This is a genomic window from Pseudomonas sp. TE6288, assembly GCF_054062095.1.
The window spans coordinates 1-18,946 of the sequence record NZ_JBSSEW010000040.1; the positions used below are offsets into that span (position 1 = coordinate 1).

The window sequence follows — 18,946 nt, forward strand, 5'->3', positions numbered from 1 at the left end:
GCCGCGCGTTTGGGCTCTTTGTTGCCCCCGCAGCGCGGTTGTTTGCACTAAACCCCTGCGGGCGCAACCCCCCCCCCCAGTTGTTGGGGTGGGGGGGGGGGCCCCCCGCTATCCCCACCGGGGGGGCCACCCCCGCTCCCACGTTGCCTTCTCCTCAAGCTTCACGGTTTTGTCATCCTTTCACCGTTAAACCGTAAACCCCAAGGCCCACCCTGAAACTCCCGCATCCTTTCTGGGAGACAGGCAATGGCACGTGATCACGACGGTGTGTACCAACCCAACGCCAAGGCTCGCAAGCAGCAGGAAAAGGATCAGCGCCGCATGGAGTACCGCCGCGCGATCGAATGCTATTGCGACCAGCGCCAGTTGCTGCGCGAACTGGCCGACTACCCTGATCTGCAGGACCTCACGGTGTGGCAGGTATCGGCGGCAACTTCCCCGAGAAACGCTCAACAAGCCCGCTGATCATTGCGCGTTCGCTGCGAATGAATGCTTGGAACGCCAGGGCCACCGGCGATTGCCGCTTGCTCCGGGATTGCACCAGGCACCAGCTGCGGTACAACGGCAGCTCTTCCACTGGTAACTCCCTGAGCACGCCGGTGGCCAGTTCCATGTTGACCGCATGGCGGGTCAGCAGGGCAATGCCCAGCCCGGCCACCACACATTCGCGCTGGGCATCGGTGGAGGCCACCTCGAGGGTCTGGGTGAAATGCACGCGCTTGTCCTTGAAAAACTCCTCGCAGGCCTTGCGGGTGCCCGAACCCTGTTCACGGACCAGCAAGGTGTGCGGCTCGAGATCCTGCAGGCGCAGGCTGTCCGGCTTGCACAACGGGTGTTGCGGCGGTGCCACGGCGACGATCGGGTTGTTCAGGAACGGCAGGAACTCGAGGCCCATGTCCTGGGGCACCATGGACATGATGACCAGGTCGTCACGGTTGTCCGACAGGCGCCTGATCGCCTGGGCACGGTTGACCACCGTCAGGGTGAGGTTGACCTCCGGGTGGCGCTGCTTGAAGGCGGCGAACAGGTGTGGCACGAAGTACTTGGCGCTGGACTCGATCGCCAGTTTCAGCTGGCCCTGCAGTGAGCCCTGCATGTCCGACAGCTGCATGTCGAGGTTCTCCAGGCGCCCGAAGATATCCCGGCTGGCGCGTTGCAGCGCTTCGGCGGCCTCGGTCAGGTAGAGCTTCTTGCCGACATACTCGAACAGCGGCTGGCCAACCAGCTCCTCGAGCTGGCGGATCTGTAGACTAACGGCGGGTTGCGTCAGCGCCATCTCCTCGGCCGCCCGGCTGTAGGAGCGCAAATCACACACTTCGTTGAAGATCTGTAACTGACGTAAAGTCATACGCATCAATGACTTGCGCATTTTTTTCAGTACTCCGGCAAAACCTTGTTACCCAACTATAAGCTTTTGCTTATGCTGCCTCTAACAAATATTGATTTTTGTTTATCGACCGTCAGCGCTAGGGTGAATATGCGACTGGCCAGCGACGTCTGGTCACGCGCCGACCGGTAGAACCGGATCGTCTGTTCCTACGGCTTTGGGAAGACTCCAGTGATAACAAAAATCCTGATCGCCAACCGGGGTGAGATTGCAGTACGGATCGTGCGTGCCTGCGCCGAGATGGGCATTCGCTCCGTGGCGATCTACTCCGACGCCGACCGCCACGCCTTGCACGTCAAGCGCGCCGACGAGGCCTACAGCATCGGTGCCGAGCCCCTGGCCGGCTACCTGAACCCGCGCAAGCTGGTGAACCTTGCTGTCGAGACCGGCTGCGATGCCTTGCATCCCGGCTACGGTTTCCTGTCGGAAAACGCCGAACTGGCGGAGATCTGCGCTGAACGCGGGATCAAGTTCATCGGCCCGGCCGCCGATGTCATTCGCCGCATGGGTGACAAGACCGAAGCGCGCCGCACCATGATCGCGGCCGGCGTGCCGGTCACCCCCGGTACCGAAGGCAACGTCGCCGATATTCATGAAGCCTTGCAGGAAGGTGACCGCATCGGTTACCCGGTGATGCTCAAGGCCACCTCCGGTGGCGGCGGGCGCGGTATTCGCCGCTGCAACAGCCGCGAGGAACTGGAACAGAACTTCCCCCGGGTGATTTCCGAGGCCACCAAGGCCTTCGGTTCGGCGGAAGTGTTCCTGGAAAAGTGCATCGTCAACCCCAAGCACATCGAGGCGCAGATTCTCGGTGACAGCTTCGGCAACGTGGTGCACCTGTTCGAGCGCGACTGCTCGATCCAGCGCCGCAACCAGAAACTCATCGAGATCGCCCCGAGCCCGCAGCTGACCCCTGAGCAGCGTGCCTACATCGGCGACCTGGCCGTGCGCGCGGCCAAGGCGGTGGACTACGAGAACGCCGGTACCGTGGAGTTCCTGCTCGCCGATGGCGAGGTGTACTTCATGGAGATGAACACCCGGGTGCAGGTGGAACACACCATCACCGAGGAAATCACCGGCATCGACATCGTTCGCGAGCAGATCCGCATCGCCTCCGGCCTGCCGCTGTCGATCAAGCAGGAAGACATCCAGCACCGCGGCTTTGCCTTGCAGTTTCGCATCAACGCCGAGGACCCGAAGAACAACTTCCTGCCCAGCTTCGGCAAGATCACCCGCTACTACGCCCCGGGTGGCCCGGGTGTGCGTACCGACACGGCGATCTACACCGGCTACACCATTCCCCCGTTCTACGACTCCATGTGCCTGAAACTGGTGGTCTGGGCGTTGACCTGGGAAGAAGCCATGGACCGCGGCCTGCGGGCCCTGGACGACATGCGCCTGCAGGGGGTCAAGACCACTGCCGCGTACTACCAGGAAATCCTGCGCAACCCGGAATTCCGTAGCGGCCAGTTCAACACCAGCTTCGTCGAAAGCCACCCTGAACTGACCAACTACTCGATCAAGCGCAAACCCGAAGAGCTGGCCCTGGCCATCGCCGCCGCCATCGCCGCCCACGCAGGCCTGTGAGGAACCGAATAATGTCCAAGAAAATCTTTGTTACCGACACGATCCTGCGCGACGCCCACCAGTCCCTGCTGGCCACCCGCATGCGCACCGAAGACATGCTGCCGATCTGCGACAAGCTCGACAAAGTCGGCTACTGGTCGCTGGAAGTCTGGGGCGGCGCCACCTTCGACGCCTGCGTGCGCTTCCTCAAGGAAGACCCGTGGGAGCGCCTGCGCAAGCTGCGTGCCGCGCTGCCCAACACTCGGCTGCAGATGCTCCTGCGTGGACAGAACCTGCTGGGCTACCGCCATTACAGCGACGACGTGGTCAAGGCCTTCGTTGCCAAGGCCGCGGTCAATGGCATCGACGTGTTCCGCATCTTCGACGCCATGAACGATGTGCGTAACCTGCGCGTGGCCATCGAAGCGGTGAAAGCCGCCGGCAAGCACGCCCAGGGCACCATCGCCTACACCACCAGCCCGGTGCATACCGTCGATGCCTTCGTGCAGCAGGCCAAGCAGATGGAAGCCATGGGTTGCGACTCGGTGGCGATCAAGGACATGGCTGGCCTGTTGACGCCTTTCGCCACCGGCGAGTTGGTCAAGGCACTGAAAGCCGAGCAGTCATTGCCGGTGTTCATCCACTCCCACGACACCGCCGGCCTGGCCGCGATGTGCCAGCTCAAGGCCGTCGAGAACGGCGTTGACCACATCGACACCGCGATCTCCAGCTTCGCCTGGGGCACCAGCCACCCGGGCACCGAATCGATGGTCGCCGCGCTCAAGGGCAGTGAATTCGACACCGGCCTGGACCTCGAGCTGCTGCAGGAGATCGGCCTGTACTTCTACGCCGTGCGCAAGAAGTACCACCAGTTCGAAAGCGAGTTCACCGCCGTGGACACCCGCGTGCAGGTCAACCAGGTACCGGGCGGGATGATTTCCAACCTGGCCAACCAGCTCAAGGAGCAGGGCGCGCTCAACCGCATGAACGAGGTGCTGGCGGAGATCCCGCGGGTGCGCGAAGACCTTGGCTTCCCGCCGCTGGTGACCCCGACCTCGCAGATCGTTGGCACCCAGGCGTTCTTCAACGTGCTGGCCGGCGAGCGCTACAAGACCATCACCAATGAAGTGAAGCTGTACCTGCAAGGCGGCTACGGCAAAGCCCCCGGTGTGGTCAACGAGCAACTGCGACGCCAGGCGATCGGCAGCGAGGACGTGATCGACGTGCGCCCGGCCGACCTGCTCAAGCCGGAGATGGCCAAGCTGCGCGCCGACATCGGCAGCCTCGCTCACTCCGAGGAAGACGTGCTGACCTTCGCCATGTTCCCCGACATCGGCCGCAAGTTCCTCGAGGAGCGTGAAGCCGGCACCCTCAAGCCAGAAGCCTTGCTGCCGATTCCGGAAGCCGGCGCGGTGGGGGCGGTGGGCGGTGAAGGCGTGCCGACCGAGTTCGTCATCGATGTCCACGGTGAAACCTACCGCGTCGATATCACCGGTGTCGGCGTGAAGGCCGAAGGCAAGCGCCACTTCTACCTGTCCATCGACGGCATGCCGGAAGAAGTGGTGTTCGAGCCGCTCAACGAATTCGTCGGCGGTGGCGGCAGCAAGCGCAAGCAGGCCAGCGCGCCGGGCCACGTCAGCACCAGCATGCCGGGCAACATCGTCGATGTGCTGGTCAAGGAAGGCGACGTGGTCAAGGCCGGCCAGGCGGTGCTGATCACCGAGGCGATGAAGATGGAGACCGAAGTGCAGGCGGCGATCGCCGGCAAGGTCGTGGCCATCCACGTGGCCAAGGGCGACCGGGTGACCCCGGGCGAAATCCTGATCGAGATTGAAGGCTGACACAAGCCTTCATCTAAAAGCGGTTAACCTCTGGGGAGCGGATGCTCCCCTTTTTTTGTCATTCAATCTGCACTATTTTGCAGAATGAGATGTGTGGCTTTATAGTTTATGCATTTTAATGCAGATTATTTATTGAGTTTCTGTAAAAATCTGCACTAAGCTGCATATCGAATGAATGGTTGACCCGTTCACATGCAGTCAATCACAGGCGGCCCATGCACAGACTTACGCTCCAGCTCCATGTCTACGGCAAGTGGCAGGACGCCCTGGCAATGACCTTCGCACAGCCGGAGCACAGCCTCGCCAGCCCTTGCGAGTTTGGCTACCTGTCCGACTACGTCAGGGCGAATCCAGATGGCTATGACAGCCTATTCTGCCAAGCGGCGAGTGCAAGGCTGCCGGTGGATTTTGGCAGCCATCGCCTGCCCCACGCCCCTGCATTCCTTTACGACATCGCCCCTGCCGGTGCCGCCAAACGCTTCCTGCTCAAGCATATTGGCCGCGAGAGGCCGGCTGGCATGGGAGAAGACCTGTTTCTGCTTGCGCGCTCCACCCCTGCGCCGATTGGTAACCTGCGTATCAAGGAGTCCTTCGAGCAACTGGATCTGGCAAACCCCATCGGTTTTACCCGCGAGGATGTCGTTTCCCGGGATCAGCGCTTTCTCGAGTACGCCTATGAGCAGGGAGCGGCCATTGGCGGTGCGACCGGTGCTGGCGGTGAAGCGCCGAAGCTGTTGATGACAGAGGACGAAAGCGGGCAGTTGTACCCGGATGCCGTGCTTGCCGACGAGCACGCCCGCCGTCACTGGTTCATCAAGTTCGCCAGAAACCAGGCACTGGTCGATGACCAGGAGATTCTGCGAGCCGAGCACCTCTACTACAAAGCCTTGCAGCGTTTAGGTATTGATACGGTAGCCAGTGAACACATGGCGTTGGAGGAGGGCCGCAAGCCCAGCCTCTGGATGGAGCGCTTCGATCGTCAGGTGTCCGCAGAGGGAGTGCAGCGCCTTGCTGTGGAGTCGGTCTACTCGCTGTGCGGTATAACCGAGCCCGGCAGCCGCATGGGCCACCTGGAGGTGATCGATACCCTTGTCGCGCTATGGCGTGAGGCCGGGCAGTCGGATCAGGTGCCTGGGCTGATTACGGATTATCTGCGCCGAGACCTGATCAACAAGATCCTGGGCAACGCCGACAACCATGGACGCAATACTGCCATCATCCGCACCCGCGATGCGGTGCGTATGGCGCCAATCTATGACCTTGCGCCGATGGTGATGGATCAGGAGGGGGTAACACGGACAACCAAATGGCCAGCGACGAGCGAGCGGGCTGGTGAAATCGACTGGTTGTCGGTGTGCAACGCCCTGGCTACGTTCATTGACCCGGAGCAGGCGTACCAGCGTTTGCGCGAGGATGCCCGCCAGTTGCTGGCATTGCCCGATATCCTGAGCGAACTGGGATTGGCAAGCCGGGTCATGAATCACCCGGCTATTGCGCTGGGCAAGCTTGAGCGGCGGATAGCCGAGTGGGGGTTGGCATGACGGTATCCATTGATGCTCGCGGGTTGTTGATCGACGGTGTGCGTGAAGGCATCGCCGACGGCAGCCTGGAGCTTGGCGCAGCGGTCAGGCGGCTGCGTACGGAAGTGGCGAAGATGCAGCAGACCCAGTTTGCGCGGATGTGCAAGATTTCGGTCCGCACATTGATCCAGATCGAACAGGGGGAGGGCAACCCTACGCTCAAATCGCTGAATGCGGTATTCAAGCCGTTCGGTCTGCAGATGGGCGTGGTCACGCGTCGACGTCAGATCAGATGATGGCCTTGTGGTACAAGTCTGCTCCCACGCATTACCGTGGGAGCCTGCCCCGCGATGAGATCAGCCCAGGCGACAGGCCTCCAGCGTCCTCACCTGACCTTCAGGTTGTTGGTTATCCACGCTCAACCAGCGCTCGAACCCCACCGCCACCGCCGGCCATTCGGCGTCGGTAATCGAATACCAGGTCGTATCCCGGTTGCGGTCCTTGACCACCATGTGGTTGCGGAACACGCCCTCGAACACAAAACCAAAGCGCTCGGCCGCGCGCTTGGAGCGGGCATTGGCGTCGTTGCACTTCCATTCCAGCCGGCGATTGCCCAGCTCGAAGCCCAGCTTGCTCAAAAGGTAAACCGCCTCGGTGCCCTTGGGTGTGCGTTGCATGGCGGCGCCGAAGGCGATGTGGCCGATCTCGAAGCGGCCCTGTTCGGGGACGATCGACATGTAGCTGAGGATGCCCTGAACCTGACCGTTGGCGCGGTCGATCACACTGTAGAACAGGGGGTCGCGGCTGGCGGCGTTGCCTTCCAGCCAGCGGTCGAAGCTGGCGCGTTCGGCGAATGGGCCGTAGGGCAGGTAGTCCCACAGTACCGGGTCCGAACCTGGACCTTGCAGTACATCCCAAAGGTCGTTGCCATGGCGCGCCGGGTCAAGCTTCTCCAGGCGGATGAAACGGCCTTCGATGGGCTCGGCCTTGGGCGTACCGGCGGGTTTCCAGTTCAATGCGTCGTTCATGTGCGGCCTACAGTGCTTTGCGGAATTGGATGAAGCCCGGGCGCTCGGCGACCTGCTCGTACAAGCTGATGGCGGTGGCGTTGGTCTCGTGGGTCAGCCAGTGCACCTTGATGCAGCCGGCGGCCTTGGCCGTGGCGTAGACATGCTCGATGAGCTGCCGGCCGATGCCTAGGCCACGTATTTCACTGTCCACGTAGAGGTCCTGCAAGTAGCAGGAGTTCTCGATGCTCCAGTTGGAACGATGGTAGATGAAGTTGACCATCCCCACTGCCTTGCCGTCGACCCAGGCCAACGTCGAGTGGGTCGGCTCGTCTGCATCGAGCAGGCGTTGCCAGGTGCTGGAGTTGACGGCGCCGGGCAGTTCGGTCTGGTAGAAGCGCAGATAGGCCTGCCACAAGGGCAGCCAGGCGGCATGGTCTTCGGCGCGAACCGGGCGCAGAGTGATGGCTGTCATGGGGTTTTTCCTTCAGAGGTCGCGCATGTGCGCGGCGAGTTGGTTATCCACAGGGTCGGCGCTGGCGGCCAGGCCTTCGCGGACCCCGGCGATATCTTGCGCCGAACGGTTCTGACTGAGCTTGCGTGCGCCCTGCAGGCGGGCGATCGGCAGGCGGATACCGACGATGGCGCGGAGCATGCCGTCAAGGTAGTCAGCCGGAGCATCGGCGACGTTCCACGGTGCTGCGCGGCCTTGCTCATGGCGGGCGGTCAGGCGGCTGACGATGTCCAGCAATTGTGTCGGCTCGTGGATCACCTCCACCGGGCCCCAGGCATGCACCGCCATATAGTTCCAGGTGGGCACCACCTTGGGGTTGTCGGCCTTGCTCGGGTAGTAGCCGGGGCTGACATAGGCGTCGGCGCCGGGGAATACCAGCAAGGCTTCAGCGCCTTGTGCCAGGTCCTGCCATTGCTGGTTGGCCCGGGCGAGGTGGCCGTAGACCGTGCCGAATTCGCCCTCGCCGGTGGCGACCAGCACCGGCAGGTGGGTGGCCAGCAGCCCGTGTTCACCGTGGCTAACCAGCGTTGCCAGGCGGGTGTGCAGCATGTGCTGGTGCAGGCGGCCAAGGTCATGTTCCTGATGCGGTTTGCTGTTGTACATGCCGGTGTTCCTTGTGCTGTGGCTTCATCCTAGGCAGGCTAATGGTTCGGTGTAAGAGCCATTCATGACTGTTTTCATAGGTCCAATGCCATGAGCGAACGTACCTACGCGTTGCCTTTCGATCCTGCCGGGATTGTCCTGGATCGCCGTCGCGGGCTCAGCCAGCAGCTCTACCAGGCCTTGCGCGCGCGCGTGCTGGATGGGCGCCTGGAAGGCGGAGCACGGCTGCCTGCCACCCGTGACCTCGCGGCGGTGCTGGCGTTGTCGCGCAACAGCGTGGTGCGTGCCTATGACCAGTTGTATGCCGAGGGCTTCATCGAAAGCCGGGTAGGCGATGGCACCTATGTAAGCCGCCTGGGAAAACTATCCACACAACTGTCCACAGGGTTATCCCGGGGGTTATCAACAGATTTATCCACATTTGAAGCGCCTGATACTGAGGATTTATCCAGTTTCGCAGGGCGTAGTGAGCCATTGCTGCGTCTGGAAAAGCACCATTTGCCGCCGCCCAAAGGCGACGCGCCGAGGGCTTTCAGGGTTGGTCTGCCAGCGTTTGACCTGTTTCCTTTCGAGGTCTGGGCCAAGCTGCAAGCGGGTTTCTGGCGAAATCCCGATCCGGCGCAGCTCGGTTATGGCGACTCGGCAGGGGAGCTGCCGTTGCGTGAATTGATCGCCACCTATCTGCGTCGGTCGCGAGGGCTTTCCTGCAGTGCTGAACAAATTGTGATCACCAGTGGTGCGCAGCAGGCGATCAGCCTTTGTGCACAGTTGCTGTTGCAGCCTGGTGACGGGGTGGCTGTGGAAAACCCGGGCTACCGCGCTGCCGGGCACGCCTTCGCCCTGGCGGGGGCAAGGGTCAGGGGCGTGCCGGTAGATGAAGAGGGCATGGACTGTGCGCGCCTGGCCGAGCTGCCGGATTGCAGGCTGGCTTACGTGACCCCGGCTCACCAGTACCCTACCGGTGTGACCATGAGCCTGGCCCGGCGCCTGGCGTTGCTGGCCTGGGCCGAGCGCCAGGACGGCTGGGTCGTCGAGGACGATTACGATGGCGAGTACCGCTACAGCGGTGCGCCTTTGGCGCCGCTGGCGGCACTGGATCGGCAGGGCCGGGTGTTGTACGTGGGAACGTTCGGCAAGATCGCCTTTCCGGCTTTGCGGCTGGGTTACCTGGTGCTGCCCAGGCGCCTGGTGCGGGCATTCAGCCAGGCCAAGGCGCTGGCGGTGCGTCACTCGGAAGTCGGCACGCAATGTGTCATGGCGCAGTTCATGGCCCAAGGGCATTTCCAGCGACATATCCGCCGTATGCGCCGGGCGGCGTTGGCCCGCAGGAATGTGCTGAAGGCCGGTTGGCCGGTGGAGGTACCGGGGCTGGGGGCAATGCCGGACGTCGCAGCAGGGCTGCATGTGAAGGTAGCTGTGGATAACTTGGCGCGGGAGCAGGAGCTGGTTGCGCGGGCGGAGGCGGTGGGGGTGGAGGTCACTCCGCTGAGCAGCTACTGGCTGGAGGACAGCGCGGAGCCTGCGGATGCGAGGACAGGGCTGGTACTGGGATTCGCGGCAGTGCCAGAAGGGGAGATTGCGCAGGCTTTGATGCGCCTGCGCAAGGCCTGGCGAGATTGAATGGGGCCGCTCTGCGACCCATCGCCGGCAAGCCGGCTCCCACAGGAATTGCACATTTCTTTGTGGGAGCCGGCTTGCCGGCGATGGGCTGCAGAGCAGCCCCAAAAACATCAGGTGCCGGACTTGATCTTGGTCCAGGCACGCGTCCGTGCCCGCTCGGCATCCCGTGGCAACGGCTTGAGCGTGTACAACTTGGCCATTGCCTCCGCCGTCGGGTACAGGTTTGGATTGTTGCGGATCGCCGGGCTGACCTTGTCGGTCGCATCCTTGTTCGGGTTCGGGTAGCCGACGAAGTCGCTGATCGGCGCGATCACTTCTGGTCGCAACAGGTAGTTGATGAATGTGTGGGCATCTTCAGGGTTGGCCGCGTTCTTGGGGATCGCCAGCATGTCGAACCAGATCGGTGCGCCTTCCTTGGGCAGGCGCATGTCCACCACCACGCCGTTCTTCGCTTCGCGAGCCCGATTCGCGGCCTGGGAGAAGCTGCCCGAGTAGCCCACCGCCACACAGATATCACCATTGGCGATGTCGGCCATGTACTTGGACGAGTGGAAGTAGGTTACATGCGGGCGGATCTTCAGCAGCAGATCCTGGGCTTTTTGATAGTCGGCCGGCTTGCCGCTGTTAGGGTCCAGCCCCAGGTACGACAGCGCCAGCGGCAGGATCTCCGACGGCGAATCAAGTAGGGCCACGCCGCATTGCTTGAGCTTGGCGATGTTCTCTTCCTTGAAGATCAGGTCCCAGCTGTCCACCGGTGCGTCGTCGCCGAGCACGGCCTTGACTTTGTCTGGGTTGAAGCCGATCAGCACCGTGCCGTACATGTAAGGCACGGCAAACTTGTTGCCGGGGTCGTTGGCTTCGATCAGTTTCATCAGTGCCGGGTCCAGATGCTGCCAGTTGGGCAGCTTGCCGCGGTCAAGGGGCTGGAAAACCCCAGCCTCGATCTGCTTGGCGAGGAACACGTTGGACGGCACCACCACGTCATAGCCGGAGTTGCCGGTAAGCAGCTTGGCTTCCAGTGCTTCGTTGGTGTCGAAGATGTCGTAGATCAGCTTGACCCCGCTGTCCTTCTGGAAGTCGACCAGGGTTTGCGGGGTGATGTAGTCGAACCAGTTGTACACCCGCAGGGTGCTCTGTTCGGCGTGTGCCTGGAGTGCGCCGGTGAACAGGCCGGTGGCGATGAGCGGGGCGAGCAGACATTTGAGTCGGGTCATGTTCACGCTCCTGGCTGGGCCTGCTGGAAGCCTTCCAGCACATTGACCGCGTTGATGCCGATTTCCTCCACAGCGTAGCCGCCCTCCATCACGAACAAGGTCGGCTTGCCCAGCTGGGCGATGCGCTTGCCCATCGCCAGGTAGTCGGGACTGTCGAGCTTGAACTGGGAGATGGGGTCGTCCTTGAAGGTATCCACGCCAAGGGAGATCACCAGCACATCGGCATTGAAGGCGGCGATGCGCTGGCAGGCGTCCTCCAAGGCCGCGCTCCAGTCCGCCCAGTCGCTGCCGGCAGGCAGCGGATAATTGATGTTGCAGCCCTCGCCGGTACCTTCGCCGGTCTCGTCGGCGTAGCCGAGGAAGAACGGGAACTCGTCCTGTGGGTCGCCGTGGATCGAGGCGAAGAACACGTCGTTGCGGGTATAGAAAATATCCTGGGTGCCGTTGCCGTGGTGGTAGTCGACGTCGAGGATCGCCACCTTGCGCCGGCCTTGGTCGATGAAGGCCTGGGCGGCAATGGCTGCGTTGTTGAGGTAGCAGTAACCCCCCATCACTTCGCCTGCGGCGTGGTGCCCTGGCGGCCGGCACAGGGCGAAGGCGGCATGGGCGCCTTGCTGGATCGCGGCCTGGGCGGTCAGGGCGACCTGGGCGGCGCTGTAGGCGGCCTGCCAGGTGCCGGCGGTGATCGGTGCGCCGGCGTCGAAGCTGTAGTAACCGAGCTCGCCGTGCAGGCCGCTGGGTTTGACCTGGCGCAGGGTGCGCGCTGGCCAGGTGAACGGCAGCAGGTCACCTTCCTGGCCAAGCGCGGCCCAACGGTCCCAGGCACCTTCGAAGAAATCCAGGTAGTCGGCACTGTGGATGCGCTGCAGCGGTGCGCGGCCGAAGTCGACGGGGCCCTGCACGGGCCCGAGGTTGCGCTGCTTGACGCGCTCCAGGACGTGGTCGGCGCGCGACGGCATTTCGAAACAGGGCATCAGCTTGCCGTCGATAAGCTCGCAGCGGCCATGGTGCAGGCGGTGGTCATCGGAATAGATCGTCAGCACGTTGTTGTTCTCCGTATTCACTGGCGTGGAGCCATTTTTACGGACTGCCCGGTACTGGAGAACGTCGCAAACGGCCAAAAGGGGATCGATGTGGCCAAGCCGTCCGCAACCGGTCAACCGCGAAAATGGCTGGGCGCCACGCCGCTCCAGCGCTGGAAGGCATGCCGGAAGCTCGCGGTCTCGCTGAACCCCAATGTTTCGGCAATGCGGTAGATCGGCATCTGGTCCTCGGCCAGCAACTGCTTGGCCCGCTCGAAGCGCAGCTCGTCGAGGAGCTGTTGATAACTGCTGCCCAGCGCCTGCAAATGCCGGCGCAGTGTGCGCGACGAGCAGTTCATCTGCCGTGCCAAACCTTCCAGCCCAGGCGCGGCATCCAGTTGCCGCAGCAGCAGCTGGCGAATGCGCCCAAGCCACGCCTGGCGGCCGGTGAACTCCAGGTTGAGGCGCCGGCAGCGTTCGCCCATGGCCTTGTGGGTAATCGGGTCGGCCAGGGGCAGGGGCATGTCCAGCCAGCGTCGTTCGAAGGCGAAGGCGTTGTCGCTGGCGCCGAAGCCGAGCGGGCACTGGAATGCACGGTCATAGAGCGCGTGATAGCTAGGGCGCGGGTGTTCGAAACGGGCCGCCAGCAACGGTAGCTGGCGGCCGAGCAGGTCGTCGCAGATCACTTTCAGCGACAGCAGGCAGAATTCGGCATTGAAGGCGGCCAGCCCAGGCGCGTCGTAATGGTCGCTGGCGCTGAGCCACACGCGCTGGCCATCGTCCACCAGGCGTAGCTGGAAAACTGTTCCCAGCAGTGCCGGAAAGGTTAGCGCCAGGCGCAGGGCGTCACCCAAAGTGGCACTGGAGAGCAGGGCGTAACCGAGCATGCCGTAGCACGACACGTGCATGCGCCGGCCTAGTTCCAGGCCGATGTCCTGGCGCCTGGACACGGCGTTGGCGCAGACCTGCAGTTCCTGCTGGGTGGTGATGCGCGCATCGGCGTGGCCCAGGTCTGCGGGGCCTATGCCGCTGCCGGCGAGCATGTGCTGCGCGTCCACGCCGTCTTCCTGGAACACCTGGAGGATCAGCGAAACGGCGTTGAGGGTGGTGAGGTGGCTGTGCAGCATGCTCGGCATCCCGTTGAGCTGGGGAGCATTACCGAGCAAGTTGTGTGCCGTTCAGCAGGTGCCTGTTCCGTGCATAAAAAAAGGGCCCGTAGCATGCGCTCGGGCCCTTGAAAGGTTGAGAGGTGTCTAGTCCCTCGACCTGGTGAGACTGTTTGCAGCGGTCTGGGTTACGCCTTCAGCGGAACCAGACGGGGAGCGATCATGTTTTCCGGACGCAGGATGTCGTTGAGCATCTCTTCGTCCAGCAGCTTCTCTTCGCGCACCAGTTCCAGTACGCCGCGGCCGGTTTCCAGGGCGACGCGGGCGATACGGGTGGCGTTTTCGTAGCCGATGTACGGGTTCAGGGCGGTGACCAGGCCGATCGAGTGCTCGACCAGTTCACGGCAGCGCTGTTCGTTGGCGGTGATGCCGACGATGCAGTGCTCGCGCAGCATGTCCATGGCGCGTTGCAGCAGGCGGATCGAGTCGAAGATCTTGTAGGCGATCAGCGGTTCCATCACGTTCAGCTGCAGTTGGCCACCTTCGGCGGCGACGGTCAGGGCCAGGTCGTTGCCCATGATGGCGAAGGCGACTTGGTTGACGGCCTCAGGGATAACCGGGTTGACCTTGCCTGGCATGATCGAGCTGCCTGGCTGGCGCGCCGGCAGGTTGATCTCGTTGATGCCGGTGCGTGGGCCGCTGGACAGCAGGCGCAGGTCGTTGCAGATCTTCGACAGCTTGACCGCGGTGCGCTTGAGCATGCCGGAGAACAGCACGAAGGCGCCCATGTCGGAGGTGGCTTCGATCAAGTCGGCAGCCGGCACCAGCGGCTGGCCGCTGATGATCGCCAGGCGCTGTACGGCCAGCATCTGGTAGCCCGGGTCGGCGTTGATGCCGGTACCGATGGCGGTGCCGCCCAGGTTGATTTCGGTCAGCAGTTCCGGAGCCAGCGAGCGCAGGCGCTGCAGGTCTTCGGTCATGGTAGTGGCGAAGGCGCGGAATTCCTGGCCCAGGGTCATCGGCACGGCGTCCTGCAGCTGGGTACGGCCCATCTTCAGTACGTGGTCGAACTCTTTACCTTTGGCAGCGAAGGCCTGGATCAGGCTGTCGAGGCTGGCCAGCAGGGCGTCGTGGCCCAGCAGCAGACCCAGACGGATCGCGGTCGGGTAGGCGTCGTTGGTCGACTGCGCCATGTTCACATCGTTGTTCGGGTGCAGGTACTGGTACTCACCCTTCTGGTGACCCATGGCCTCCAGCGCGATGTTGGCGATGACTTCGTTGGCGTTCATGTTGGTGGAAGTACCAGCACCGCCTTGAATCATGTCCACCACGAACTGCTCGTGGTAGTCGCCTTTGATCAGTCGTGCGCAGGCTGCGCTGATCGCGGCGTGCTTGGCATCGCTCAGGTGCCCCAGCTCACGGTTGGCGTCAGCAGCTGCCTGCTTGACCATCGCCAGGCCGACTACCAGTTTCGGGTAGTGCGACAGCGGAACACCGGAGAGGTGGAAGTTGTTGGCAGCGCGCAGAGTCTGGATGCCGTAGTAGGCATCGGCAGGGACTTCAAGGGTACCAAGCAGATCTTTTTCGACGCGGAACGATGCAGCGGAGGACATGATGGATATCATCTCGATTTTGACCCGGCACCTGCCGGAATGGCGCCAATGCTAGGGCTGCCCAGATTTTGCGGCCAATGCTGTTGCACGCTAACCTATGCGCAAACGGCATACGGTTTGATGTGACGCCGATTGACAATCGAGCGTGTTCCATTTTGGTGCGCGCGGTGCGGAGTAGTCGATGAACCTCGAAAGCAAATGGCTGGAGGACTTCAGTGCCCTGGCCTCGACCCGCAGTTTCTCGCAAGCGGCCGAGCGCCGGTTCGTTACCCAGCCGGCGTTCAGCCGACGCATACGCAGCCTGGAAGCGGCGCTTGGGCTGACCTTGGTGAATCGTTCCCGCACACCCATCGAGCTGACCGAGGCGGGGCAGCTGTTTCTCGTCACTGCGCGCACTGTTGTCGACCAGTTGAGCGAAGTTCTTCGCCATTTACATCATCTGGAAGGCGGCCAGGGCGAGGTGATCCAGGTCTCGGCCGCGCACTCCTTGGCCTCGGGCTTTTTCCCGCGCTGGGTGGCGCAATTGCGCAACGAAGGCTTGAACATCGCCACGCGCCTGGTCGCCACCAACGTCGGTGATGCGGTGCATGCATTACGCGAAGGCGGCTGCGACCTGATGCTGGCCTTCTACGACCCGGACGCGGCGCTGCAGATGGACGCCGAGATCTTCCCGTCGCTGCATATGGGCAATACCGAAATGCTCCCGGTGTGTGCGGTGGGTCCCGACGGCAAGCCGCTGTTCGACCTGGAGGGGGAGGCCAGCGTGCCGTTGCTGGCCTACAGTGCCGGCGCTTTCCTCGGCCGGTCGGTCAACTTGCTGCTGCGCCAGCGCAACCTGCGCTATACCACTGTCTATGAAACGGCCATGGCCGACAGTCTCAAGAGCATGGCGCTCGAAGGCATGGGCATCGCCTGGGTCCCGAAACTGTCGATGCGCGGTGAACTGGAGCGTGGCGAGCTGGCGATCTGCGGTGGCAGCCAGTGGCATGTGCCGCTGGAAATCCGCCTGTATCGCTGTGCCTTGGTGCGCAAGGCCAACGTGCGCTTGCTGTGGCGCAAGCTGGAGGGTGGTTCAGTTGACCCGAAAGTCAGCCAAACCCCCGAAAAATAAGGCCGACAGTTGGTCGCCGGGGGTGCCGTGATTGCCTCGCGTTACGCTATACTGCGCGGCCCCTCGACCGGATAGATTCCGGTCATGATCAGCAAACAAGCCACGCCGGTCGTCCCGCGTGGCTTGTTGTTTTTTGACGCGCCTGCGGGCGCACAAGCGAAGAGGCTCGACGATGAGTGCACTGGTTGGCGTGATCATGGGCTCCAAGTCCGATTGGTCCACCCTTAGCCACACCGCCGATATGCTGGAAAAACTCGGCATTCCCTACGAAGTGAAGGTGGTTTCCGCCCACCGCACCCCGGACCTGCTGTTCCAGTACGCCGATGAGGCCGAAGGCCGCGGCATCGAAGTGATCATCGCCGGTGCCGGTGGCGCCGCCCACCTGCCGGGCATGTGCGCCGCCAAGACCCACCTGCCGGTGCTCGGTGTGCCGGTGCAGTCGTCGATGCTCTCGGGTGTCGATTCGCTGCTGTCGATCGTGCAGATGCCTGCTGGTGTCCCGGTCGCCACCCTGGCCATCGGCAAGGCCGGCGCGATCAATGCAGCCTTGCTGTCGGCGAGCATCCTCGGGGCCAAGCACCCGCAGTTCCACGCGGCGCTCAAGCAGTTCCGCACCGAGCAGACCGACACCGTGCTGGACAATCCAGACCCGCGTCAGGCTTGAGGCTGAAACCCATGAAGATCGGTGTAATCGGTGGTGGCCAGCTGGGCCGCATGCTGGCCCTGGCGGGGACTCCGCTGGGCATGAACTTCGCTTTCCTCGACCCGGCACCGGACGCCTGCGCCGCGCCGCTGGGCGAGCACCTGCGTGCCGACTACGGTGACCAGGACCATCTGCGCCAGCTGGCCGACGAAGTCGACCTGGTGACCTTTGAGTTCGAAAGCGTGCCGGCCGAGACCGTCGCCTTCCTCTCGCAGTTCGTCCCGGTCTATCCGAGCGCCGAGGCCCTGCGCATCGCCCGTGACCGCCTGTTCGAGAAGAGCATGTTCCGCGACCTGGGTATTCCCACCCCGGCCTTCGCCGACATCCTCTCGCAAGCGGACCTTGATGCCGCCGTGGCCAGCATCGGCCTGCCGGCCGTGCTCAAGACCCGCACCCTGGGTTACGACGGCAAGGGCCAGAAGGTCCTGCGCAAGCCCGAAGACGTGGTCGACACTTTCGCCGAACTGGGCAGCGTGCCGTGCCTGCTGGAAGGCTTCGTGCCGTTTACCGGCGAAGTGTCGCTGGTGGCCGTGCGCGCCCGCGACGGCGAAACCCGCTTCTACCCGCTGGTGCACAACACCCATGACAGCGGCATCCTGCGCCTGTCGGTGGCCAGCGAGGCGCACCCGTTGCAGGCCCTGGCCGAAGACTACGTCGGCCGCGTGCTGCAGAAGCTCGACTACGTCGGTGTAATGGCCTTCGAGTTCTTCGAAGTGGACGGTGGCCTGAAGGCCAACGAAATTGCCCCGCGTGTGCACAACTCCGGGCACTGGACCATCGAAGGCAGCGAGTGCAGCCAGTTCGAGAACCACCTGCGCGCCGTGGCCGGACTGCCGCTGGGCTCGACCGCCAAGGTCGGCGAAAGCGCCATGCTCAACTTCATCGGCGAAGTGCCGGCGGTGGACAAGGTGGTCGCCATTGATGACTGCCACCTGCACCACTACGGCAAGGCATTCAAGGTCGGGCGCAAGGTCGGCCACGCCACCCTGCGCTGCCAGGACATGGCCACCCTCAAGGCCAAGATTGCCGAAGTAGAGGCGTTGATCGCCGGCTGATCGAACTTCTGCCGGGCAATGCCGCTCTGAGATGGCAGCATGCCAAAGCGCTGACTAGGCTTTGGCATGTTTCATGTTCATCACAGAGGGATTGCCATGGGCATCATTGGAACCATCTTCATCGGCCTGATCGTCGGCCTGCTGGCGCGTTTCCTGAAACCGGGTGATGACAGCATGGGCTGGATCATGACCATCCTCCTCGGCATCGCCGGTTCCTTGGCCGCCACCTACGGCGGACAAGCCCTGGGCATCTACCAGGCTGGGCAGGCTGCAGGCTTCTTCGGAGCCCTGGTTGGCGCGATCATCCTGCTGGTGATCTACGGCTTCATCAAGAAACGCTGAATTCCCGTTAGAATGCCCGGCAATTCATCCAGAGTTGCCGAGCATCTTCATGCGTGCGTTATTCCTCATTCCCCTGTTGCTGGTCAGCGCCCTGGCCCATGCCGAACTGCCCGAGACCGACTGGCTGGAGCTGATGCCCAAGTCGGACCAGAAGGCGCTTGAGCAGATGCCCGAGATCGACCACAACTCCCCGGAAGCCCTGGGCACCTTCACCGCCAAGGGTGGGTTGAAGCAGAGCAAAGGCCTGCCGGCGGTGATGTACTCGACCAAGACCGTGGCCGCCATGAACGGCAGGCAGATCCGCCTGGGTGGTTATCCGGTGCCGCTGGAGAGCGATGCCAAAGGCAACAGCACGCTGTTTTTCCTGGTGCCGTACCCAGGGGCGTGCATCCATGTACCGCCGCCGCCACCGAACCAGCTGGTGCTGGTGCGGTATCCGAAAGGGTTGAAGATCGACGACATTTACACGCCGCTGTGGGTGACCGGCACCTTGAAGGTGGAGAAAGTCAGCAATGACCTGGCGGATGCGGCGTATGCGTTGGAGGCGGGGAAGGTGAGGGTGGTGGAAGACGCGGATCTGTAAGGTATTTTTCCTGTCGAGGCCCTATCGCCGGGCAGCCCGCGCCCCCCCCCCCCCCCCCCAAAAAGGGGGGGGCGGCGTGGCGGCGCGAGGGGCCCTACAGGCGGCGGTAAAAAAAGGGTGAGAGCGCGTAGCAAACCAA

At 63.0% G+C, this 18,946-nt stretch carries 19 protein-coding genes; 11 read left to right on the plus strand and 8 right to left on the minus strand.

Annotation, left to right across the window (positions count from 1 at the left end):
* Window positions 1–246: 246 nt before the first annotated feature.
* Window positions 247–465: a PA3496 family putative envelope integrity protein gene (locus ACVWY1_RS25535; RefSeq protein WP_081941302.1), complete on the plus strand. Its 219-nt coding sequence runs from the start codon at window positions 247–249 to the stop codon at window positions 463–465.
* On the opposite strand, the gene ACVWY1_RS25540 is transcribed toward ACVWY1_RS25535, so the two are convergent.
* Window positions 407–1,369 (minus strand): LysR family transcriptional regulator, encoded by a 963-nt coding sequence (locus ACVWY1_RS25540; protein ID WP_277502417.1) that lies wholly within the window; start codon window positions 1,367–1,369, stop codon window positions 407–409. The genes ACVWY1_RS25535 and ACVWY1_RS25540 overlap by 59 nt on opposite strands.
* 189 nt (window positions 1,370–1,558) lie before the next feature.
* Here ACVWY1_RS25540 and ACVWY1_RS25545 point away from each other — a divergent pair, with 189 nt between their 5' ends.
* From ACVWY1_RS25545 to ACVWY1_RS25560, 4 genes are all read left to right on the plus strand, one after another.
* Complete coding sequence (locus ACVWY1_RS25545; protein ID WP_023630199.1) at window positions 1,559–2,974, plus strand: acetyl-CoA carboxylase biotin carboxylase subunit; 1,416 nt, start codon at window positions 1,559–1,561, stop codon at window positions 2,972–2,974.
* Window positions 2,975–2,985: 11 nt separating this feature from the next.
* Complete coding sequence (gene oadA / locus ACVWY1_RS25550; protein WP_102685427.1) at window positions 2,986–4,794, plus strand: sodium-extruding oxaloacetate decarboxylase subunit alpha; 1,809 nt, start codon at window positions 2,986–2,988, stop codon at window positions 4,792–4,794.
* A 215-nt stretch (window positions 4,795–5,009) separates the two neighbouring features.
* Window positions 5,010–6,335, plus strand: a complete 1,326-nt coding sequence (locus ACVWY1_RS25555; protein WP_277502418.1) for a type II toxin-antitoxin system HipA family toxin — start codon at window positions 5,010–5,012, stop codon at window positions 6,333–6,335.
* The gene (locus ACVWY1_RS25560) at window positions 6,332–6,610 is read left to right on the plus strand and encodes a helix-turn-helix domain-containing protein (RefSeq protein WP_102685425.1); all 279 of its coding nucleotides are present in this window, start codon (window positions 6,332–6,334) and stop codon (window positions 6,608–6,610) included. The genes ACVWY1_RS25555 and ACVWY1_RS25560 overlap by 4 nt, the downstream gene beginning before the upstream one ends.
* A 60-nt stretch (window positions 6,611–6,670) precedes the next feature.
* On the opposite strand, the gene ACVWY1_RS25565 is transcribed toward ACVWY1_RS25560, so the two are convergent.
* The 3 genes from ACVWY1_RS25565 to ACVWY1_RS25575 are packed head-to-tail and all read right to left on the minus strand — an operon-like array spanning window position 6,671 to window position 8,438.
* Complete coding sequence (locus ACVWY1_RS25565) at window positions 6,671–7,342, minus strand: GNAT family N-acetyltransferase (protein WP_277502419.1); 672 nt, start codon at window positions 7,340–7,342, stop codon at window positions 6,671–6,673.
* A 7-nt stretch (window positions 7,343–7,349) separates the two neighbouring features.
* A complete protein-coding gene (locus ACVWY1_RS25570; RefSeq protein WP_102685423.1) occupies window positions 7,350–7,796 on the minus strand; it encodes a GNAT family N-acetyltransferase in 447 nt (148 codons plus the stop codon).
* Between the two features lie 12 nt (window positions 7,797–7,808).
* A complete protein-coding gene (locus tag ACVWY1_RS25575; RefSeq protein ID WP_457378923.1) occupies window positions 7,809–8,438 on the minus strand; it encodes an FMN-binding negative transcriptional regulator in 630 nt (209 codons plus the stop codon).
* Window positions 8,439–8,528: 90 nt separating this feature from the next.
* Between ACVWY1_RS25575 and pdxR the strand changes: the two genes are divergently transcribed.
* A complete protein-coding gene (pdxR, locus tag ACVWY1_RS25580) occupies window positions 8,529–10,058 on the plus strand; it encodes a MocR-like pyridoxine biosynthesis transcription factor PdxR (RefSeq protein WP_457378924.1) in 1,530 nt (509 codons plus the stop codon).
* A gap of 110 nt (window positions 10,059–10,168) precedes the next feature.
* On the opposite strand, the gene ACVWY1_RS25585 is transcribed toward pdxR, so the two are convergent.
* The 4 genes from ACVWY1_RS25585 to aspA form a co-directional block, all read right to left on the minus strand.
* Window positions 10,169–11,272: an extracellular solute-binding protein gene (locus tag ACVWY1_RS25585; protein ID WP_457378925.1), complete on the minus strand. Its 1,104-nt coding sequence runs from the start codon at window positions 11,270–11,272 to the stop codon at window positions 10,169–10,171.
* A gap of 2 nt (window positions 11,273–11,274) precedes the next feature.
* Window positions 11,275–12,315, minus strand: coding sequence for a histone deacetylase family protein (locus ACVWY1_RS25590; protein ID WP_457378926.1), 1,041 nt, complete (start codon window positions 12,313–12,315; stop codon window positions 11,275–11,277).
* Window positions 12,316–12,428: 113 nt separating this feature from the next.
* Window positions 12,429–13,421: an AraC family transcriptional regulator gene (locus ACVWY1_RS25595; RefSeq protein WP_457378927.1), complete on the minus strand. Its 993-nt coding sequence runs from the start codon at window positions 13,419–13,421 to the stop codon at window positions 12,429–12,431.
* A 167-nt stretch (window positions 13,422–13,588) separates the two neighbouring features.
* Window positions 13,589–15,013, minus strand: coding sequence for an aspartate ammonia-lyase (aspA, locus tag ACVWY1_RS25600; protein ID WP_031314847.1), 1,425 nt, complete (start codon window positions 15,011–15,013; stop codon window positions 13,589–13,591).
* A gap of 181 nt (window positions 15,014–15,194) precedes the next feature.
* Here aspA and ACVWY1_RS25605 point away from each other — a divergent pair, with 181 nt between their 5' ends.
* From ACVWY1_RS25605 to ACVWY1_RS25625, 5 genes are all read left to right on the plus strand, one after another.
* Window positions 15,195–16,124 (plus strand): LysR substrate-binding domain-containing protein, encoded by a 930-nt coding sequence (locus ACVWY1_RS25605; RefSeq protein ID WP_457378928.1) that lies wholly within the window; start codon window positions 15,195–15,197, stop codon window positions 16,122–16,124.
* A gap of 172 nt (window positions 16,125–16,296) precedes the next feature.
* On the plus strand, window positions 16,297–16,788 hold the full coding sequence (gene purE / locus ACVWY1_RS25610; RefSeq protein ID WP_031314848.1) for a 5-(carboxyamino)imidazole ribonucleotide mutase: 492 nt from the start codon (window positions 16,297–16,299) through the stop codon (window positions 16,786–16,788).
* An 11-nt stretch (window positions 16,789–16,799) separates the two neighbouring features.
* Window positions 16,800–17,882, plus strand: a complete 1,083-nt coding sequence (locus tag ACVWY1_RS25615) for a 5-(carboxyamino)imidazole ribonucleotide synthase (RefSeq protein WP_046857612.1) — start codon at window positions 16,800–16,802, stop codon at window positions 17,880–17,882.
* 96 nt (window positions 17,883–17,978) lie between these two features.
* Window positions 17,979–18,224: a GlsB/YeaQ/YmgE family stress response membrane protein gene (locus ACVWY1_RS25620; RefSeq protein WP_023629866.1), complete on the plus strand. Its 246-nt coding sequence runs from the start codon at window positions 17,979–17,981 to the stop codon at window positions 18,222–18,224.
* A 49-nt stretch (window positions 18,225–18,273) separates the two neighbouring features.
* The gene (locus ACVWY1_RS25625) at window positions 18,274–18,807 is read left to right on the plus strand and encodes a DUF3299 domain-containing protein (RefSeq protein WP_457378929.1); all 534 of its coding nucleotides are present in this window, start codon (window positions 18,274–18,276) and stop codon (window positions 18,805–18,807) included.
* Window positions 18,808–18,946: the final 139 nt, after the last annotated feature.

Bases quoted from the DNA above. Each gene is read 5' to 3' on its own strand.
- ACVWY1_RS25535 (WP_081941302.1), top strand. From the start codon at position 247: ATGGCACGTGATCACGACGGTGTGTACCAACCCAACGCCAAGGCTCGC.
- ACVWY1_RS25540 (WP_277502417.1), bottom strand. From the start codon at position 1,369: ATGCGCAAGTCATTGATGCGTATGACTTTACGTCAGTTACAGATCTTC.
- oadA (WP_102685427.1), top strand. From the start codon at position 2,986: ATGTCCAAGAAAATCTTTGTTACCGACACGATCCTGCGCGACGCCCAC.
- ACVWY1_RS25555 (WP_277502418.1), top strand. From the start codon at position 5,010: ATGCACAGACTTACGCTCCAGCTCCATGTCTACGGCAAGTGGCAGGAC.
- ACVWY1_RS25560 (WP_102685425.1), top strand. From the start codon at position 6,332: ATGACGGTATCCATTGATGCTCGCGGGTTGTTGATCGACGGTGTGCGT.
- ACVWY1_RS25565 (WP_277502419.1), bottom strand. From the start codon at position 7,342: ATGAACGACGCATTGAACTGGAAACCCGCCGGTACGCCCAAGGCCGAG.
- ACVWY1_RS25570 (WP_102685423.1), bottom strand. From the start codon at position 7,796: ATGACAGCCATCACTCTGCGCCCGGTTCGCGCCGAAGACCATGCCGCC.
- ACVWY1_RS25575 (WP_457378923.1), bottom strand. From the start codon at position 8,438: ATGTACAACAGCAAACCGCATCAGGAACATGACCTTGGCCGCCTGCAC.
- pdxR (WP_457378924.1), top strand. From the start codon at position 8,529: ATGAGCGAACGTACCTACGCGTTGCCTTTCGATCCTGCCGGGATTGTC.
- ACVWY1_RS25585 (WP_457378925.1), bottom strand. From the start codon at position 11,272: ATGACCCGACTCAAATGTCTGCTCGCCCCGCTCATCGCCACCGGCCTG.
- ACVWY1_RS25595 (WP_457378927.1), bottom strand. From the start codon at position 13,421: ATGCTGCACAGCCACCTCACCACCCTCAACGCCGTTTCGCTGATCCTC.
- aspA (WP_031314847.1), bottom strand. From the start codon at position 15,013: ATGTCCTCCGCTGCATCGTTCCGCGTCGAAAAAGATCTGCTTGGTACC.
- ACVWY1_RS25605 (WP_457378928.1), top strand. From the start codon at position 15,195: ATGAACCTCGAAAGCAAATGGCTGGAGGACTTCAGTGCCCTGGCCTCG.
- purE (WP_031314848.1), top strand. From the start codon at position 16,297: ATGAGTGCACTGGTTGGCGTGATCATGGGCTCCAAGTCCGATTGGTCC.
- ACVWY1_RS25615 (WP_046857612.1), top strand. From the start codon at position 16,800: ATGAAGATCGGTGTAATCGGTGGTGGCCAGCTGGGCCGCATGCTGGCC.
- ACVWY1_RS25620 (WP_023629866.1), top strand. From the start codon at position 17,979: ATGGGCATCATTGGAACCATCTTCATCGGCCTGATCGTCGGCCTGCTG.
- ACVWY1_RS25625 (WP_457378929.1), top strand. From the start codon at position 18,274: ATGCGTGCGTTATTCCTCATTCCCCTGTTGCTGGTCAGCGCCCTGGCC.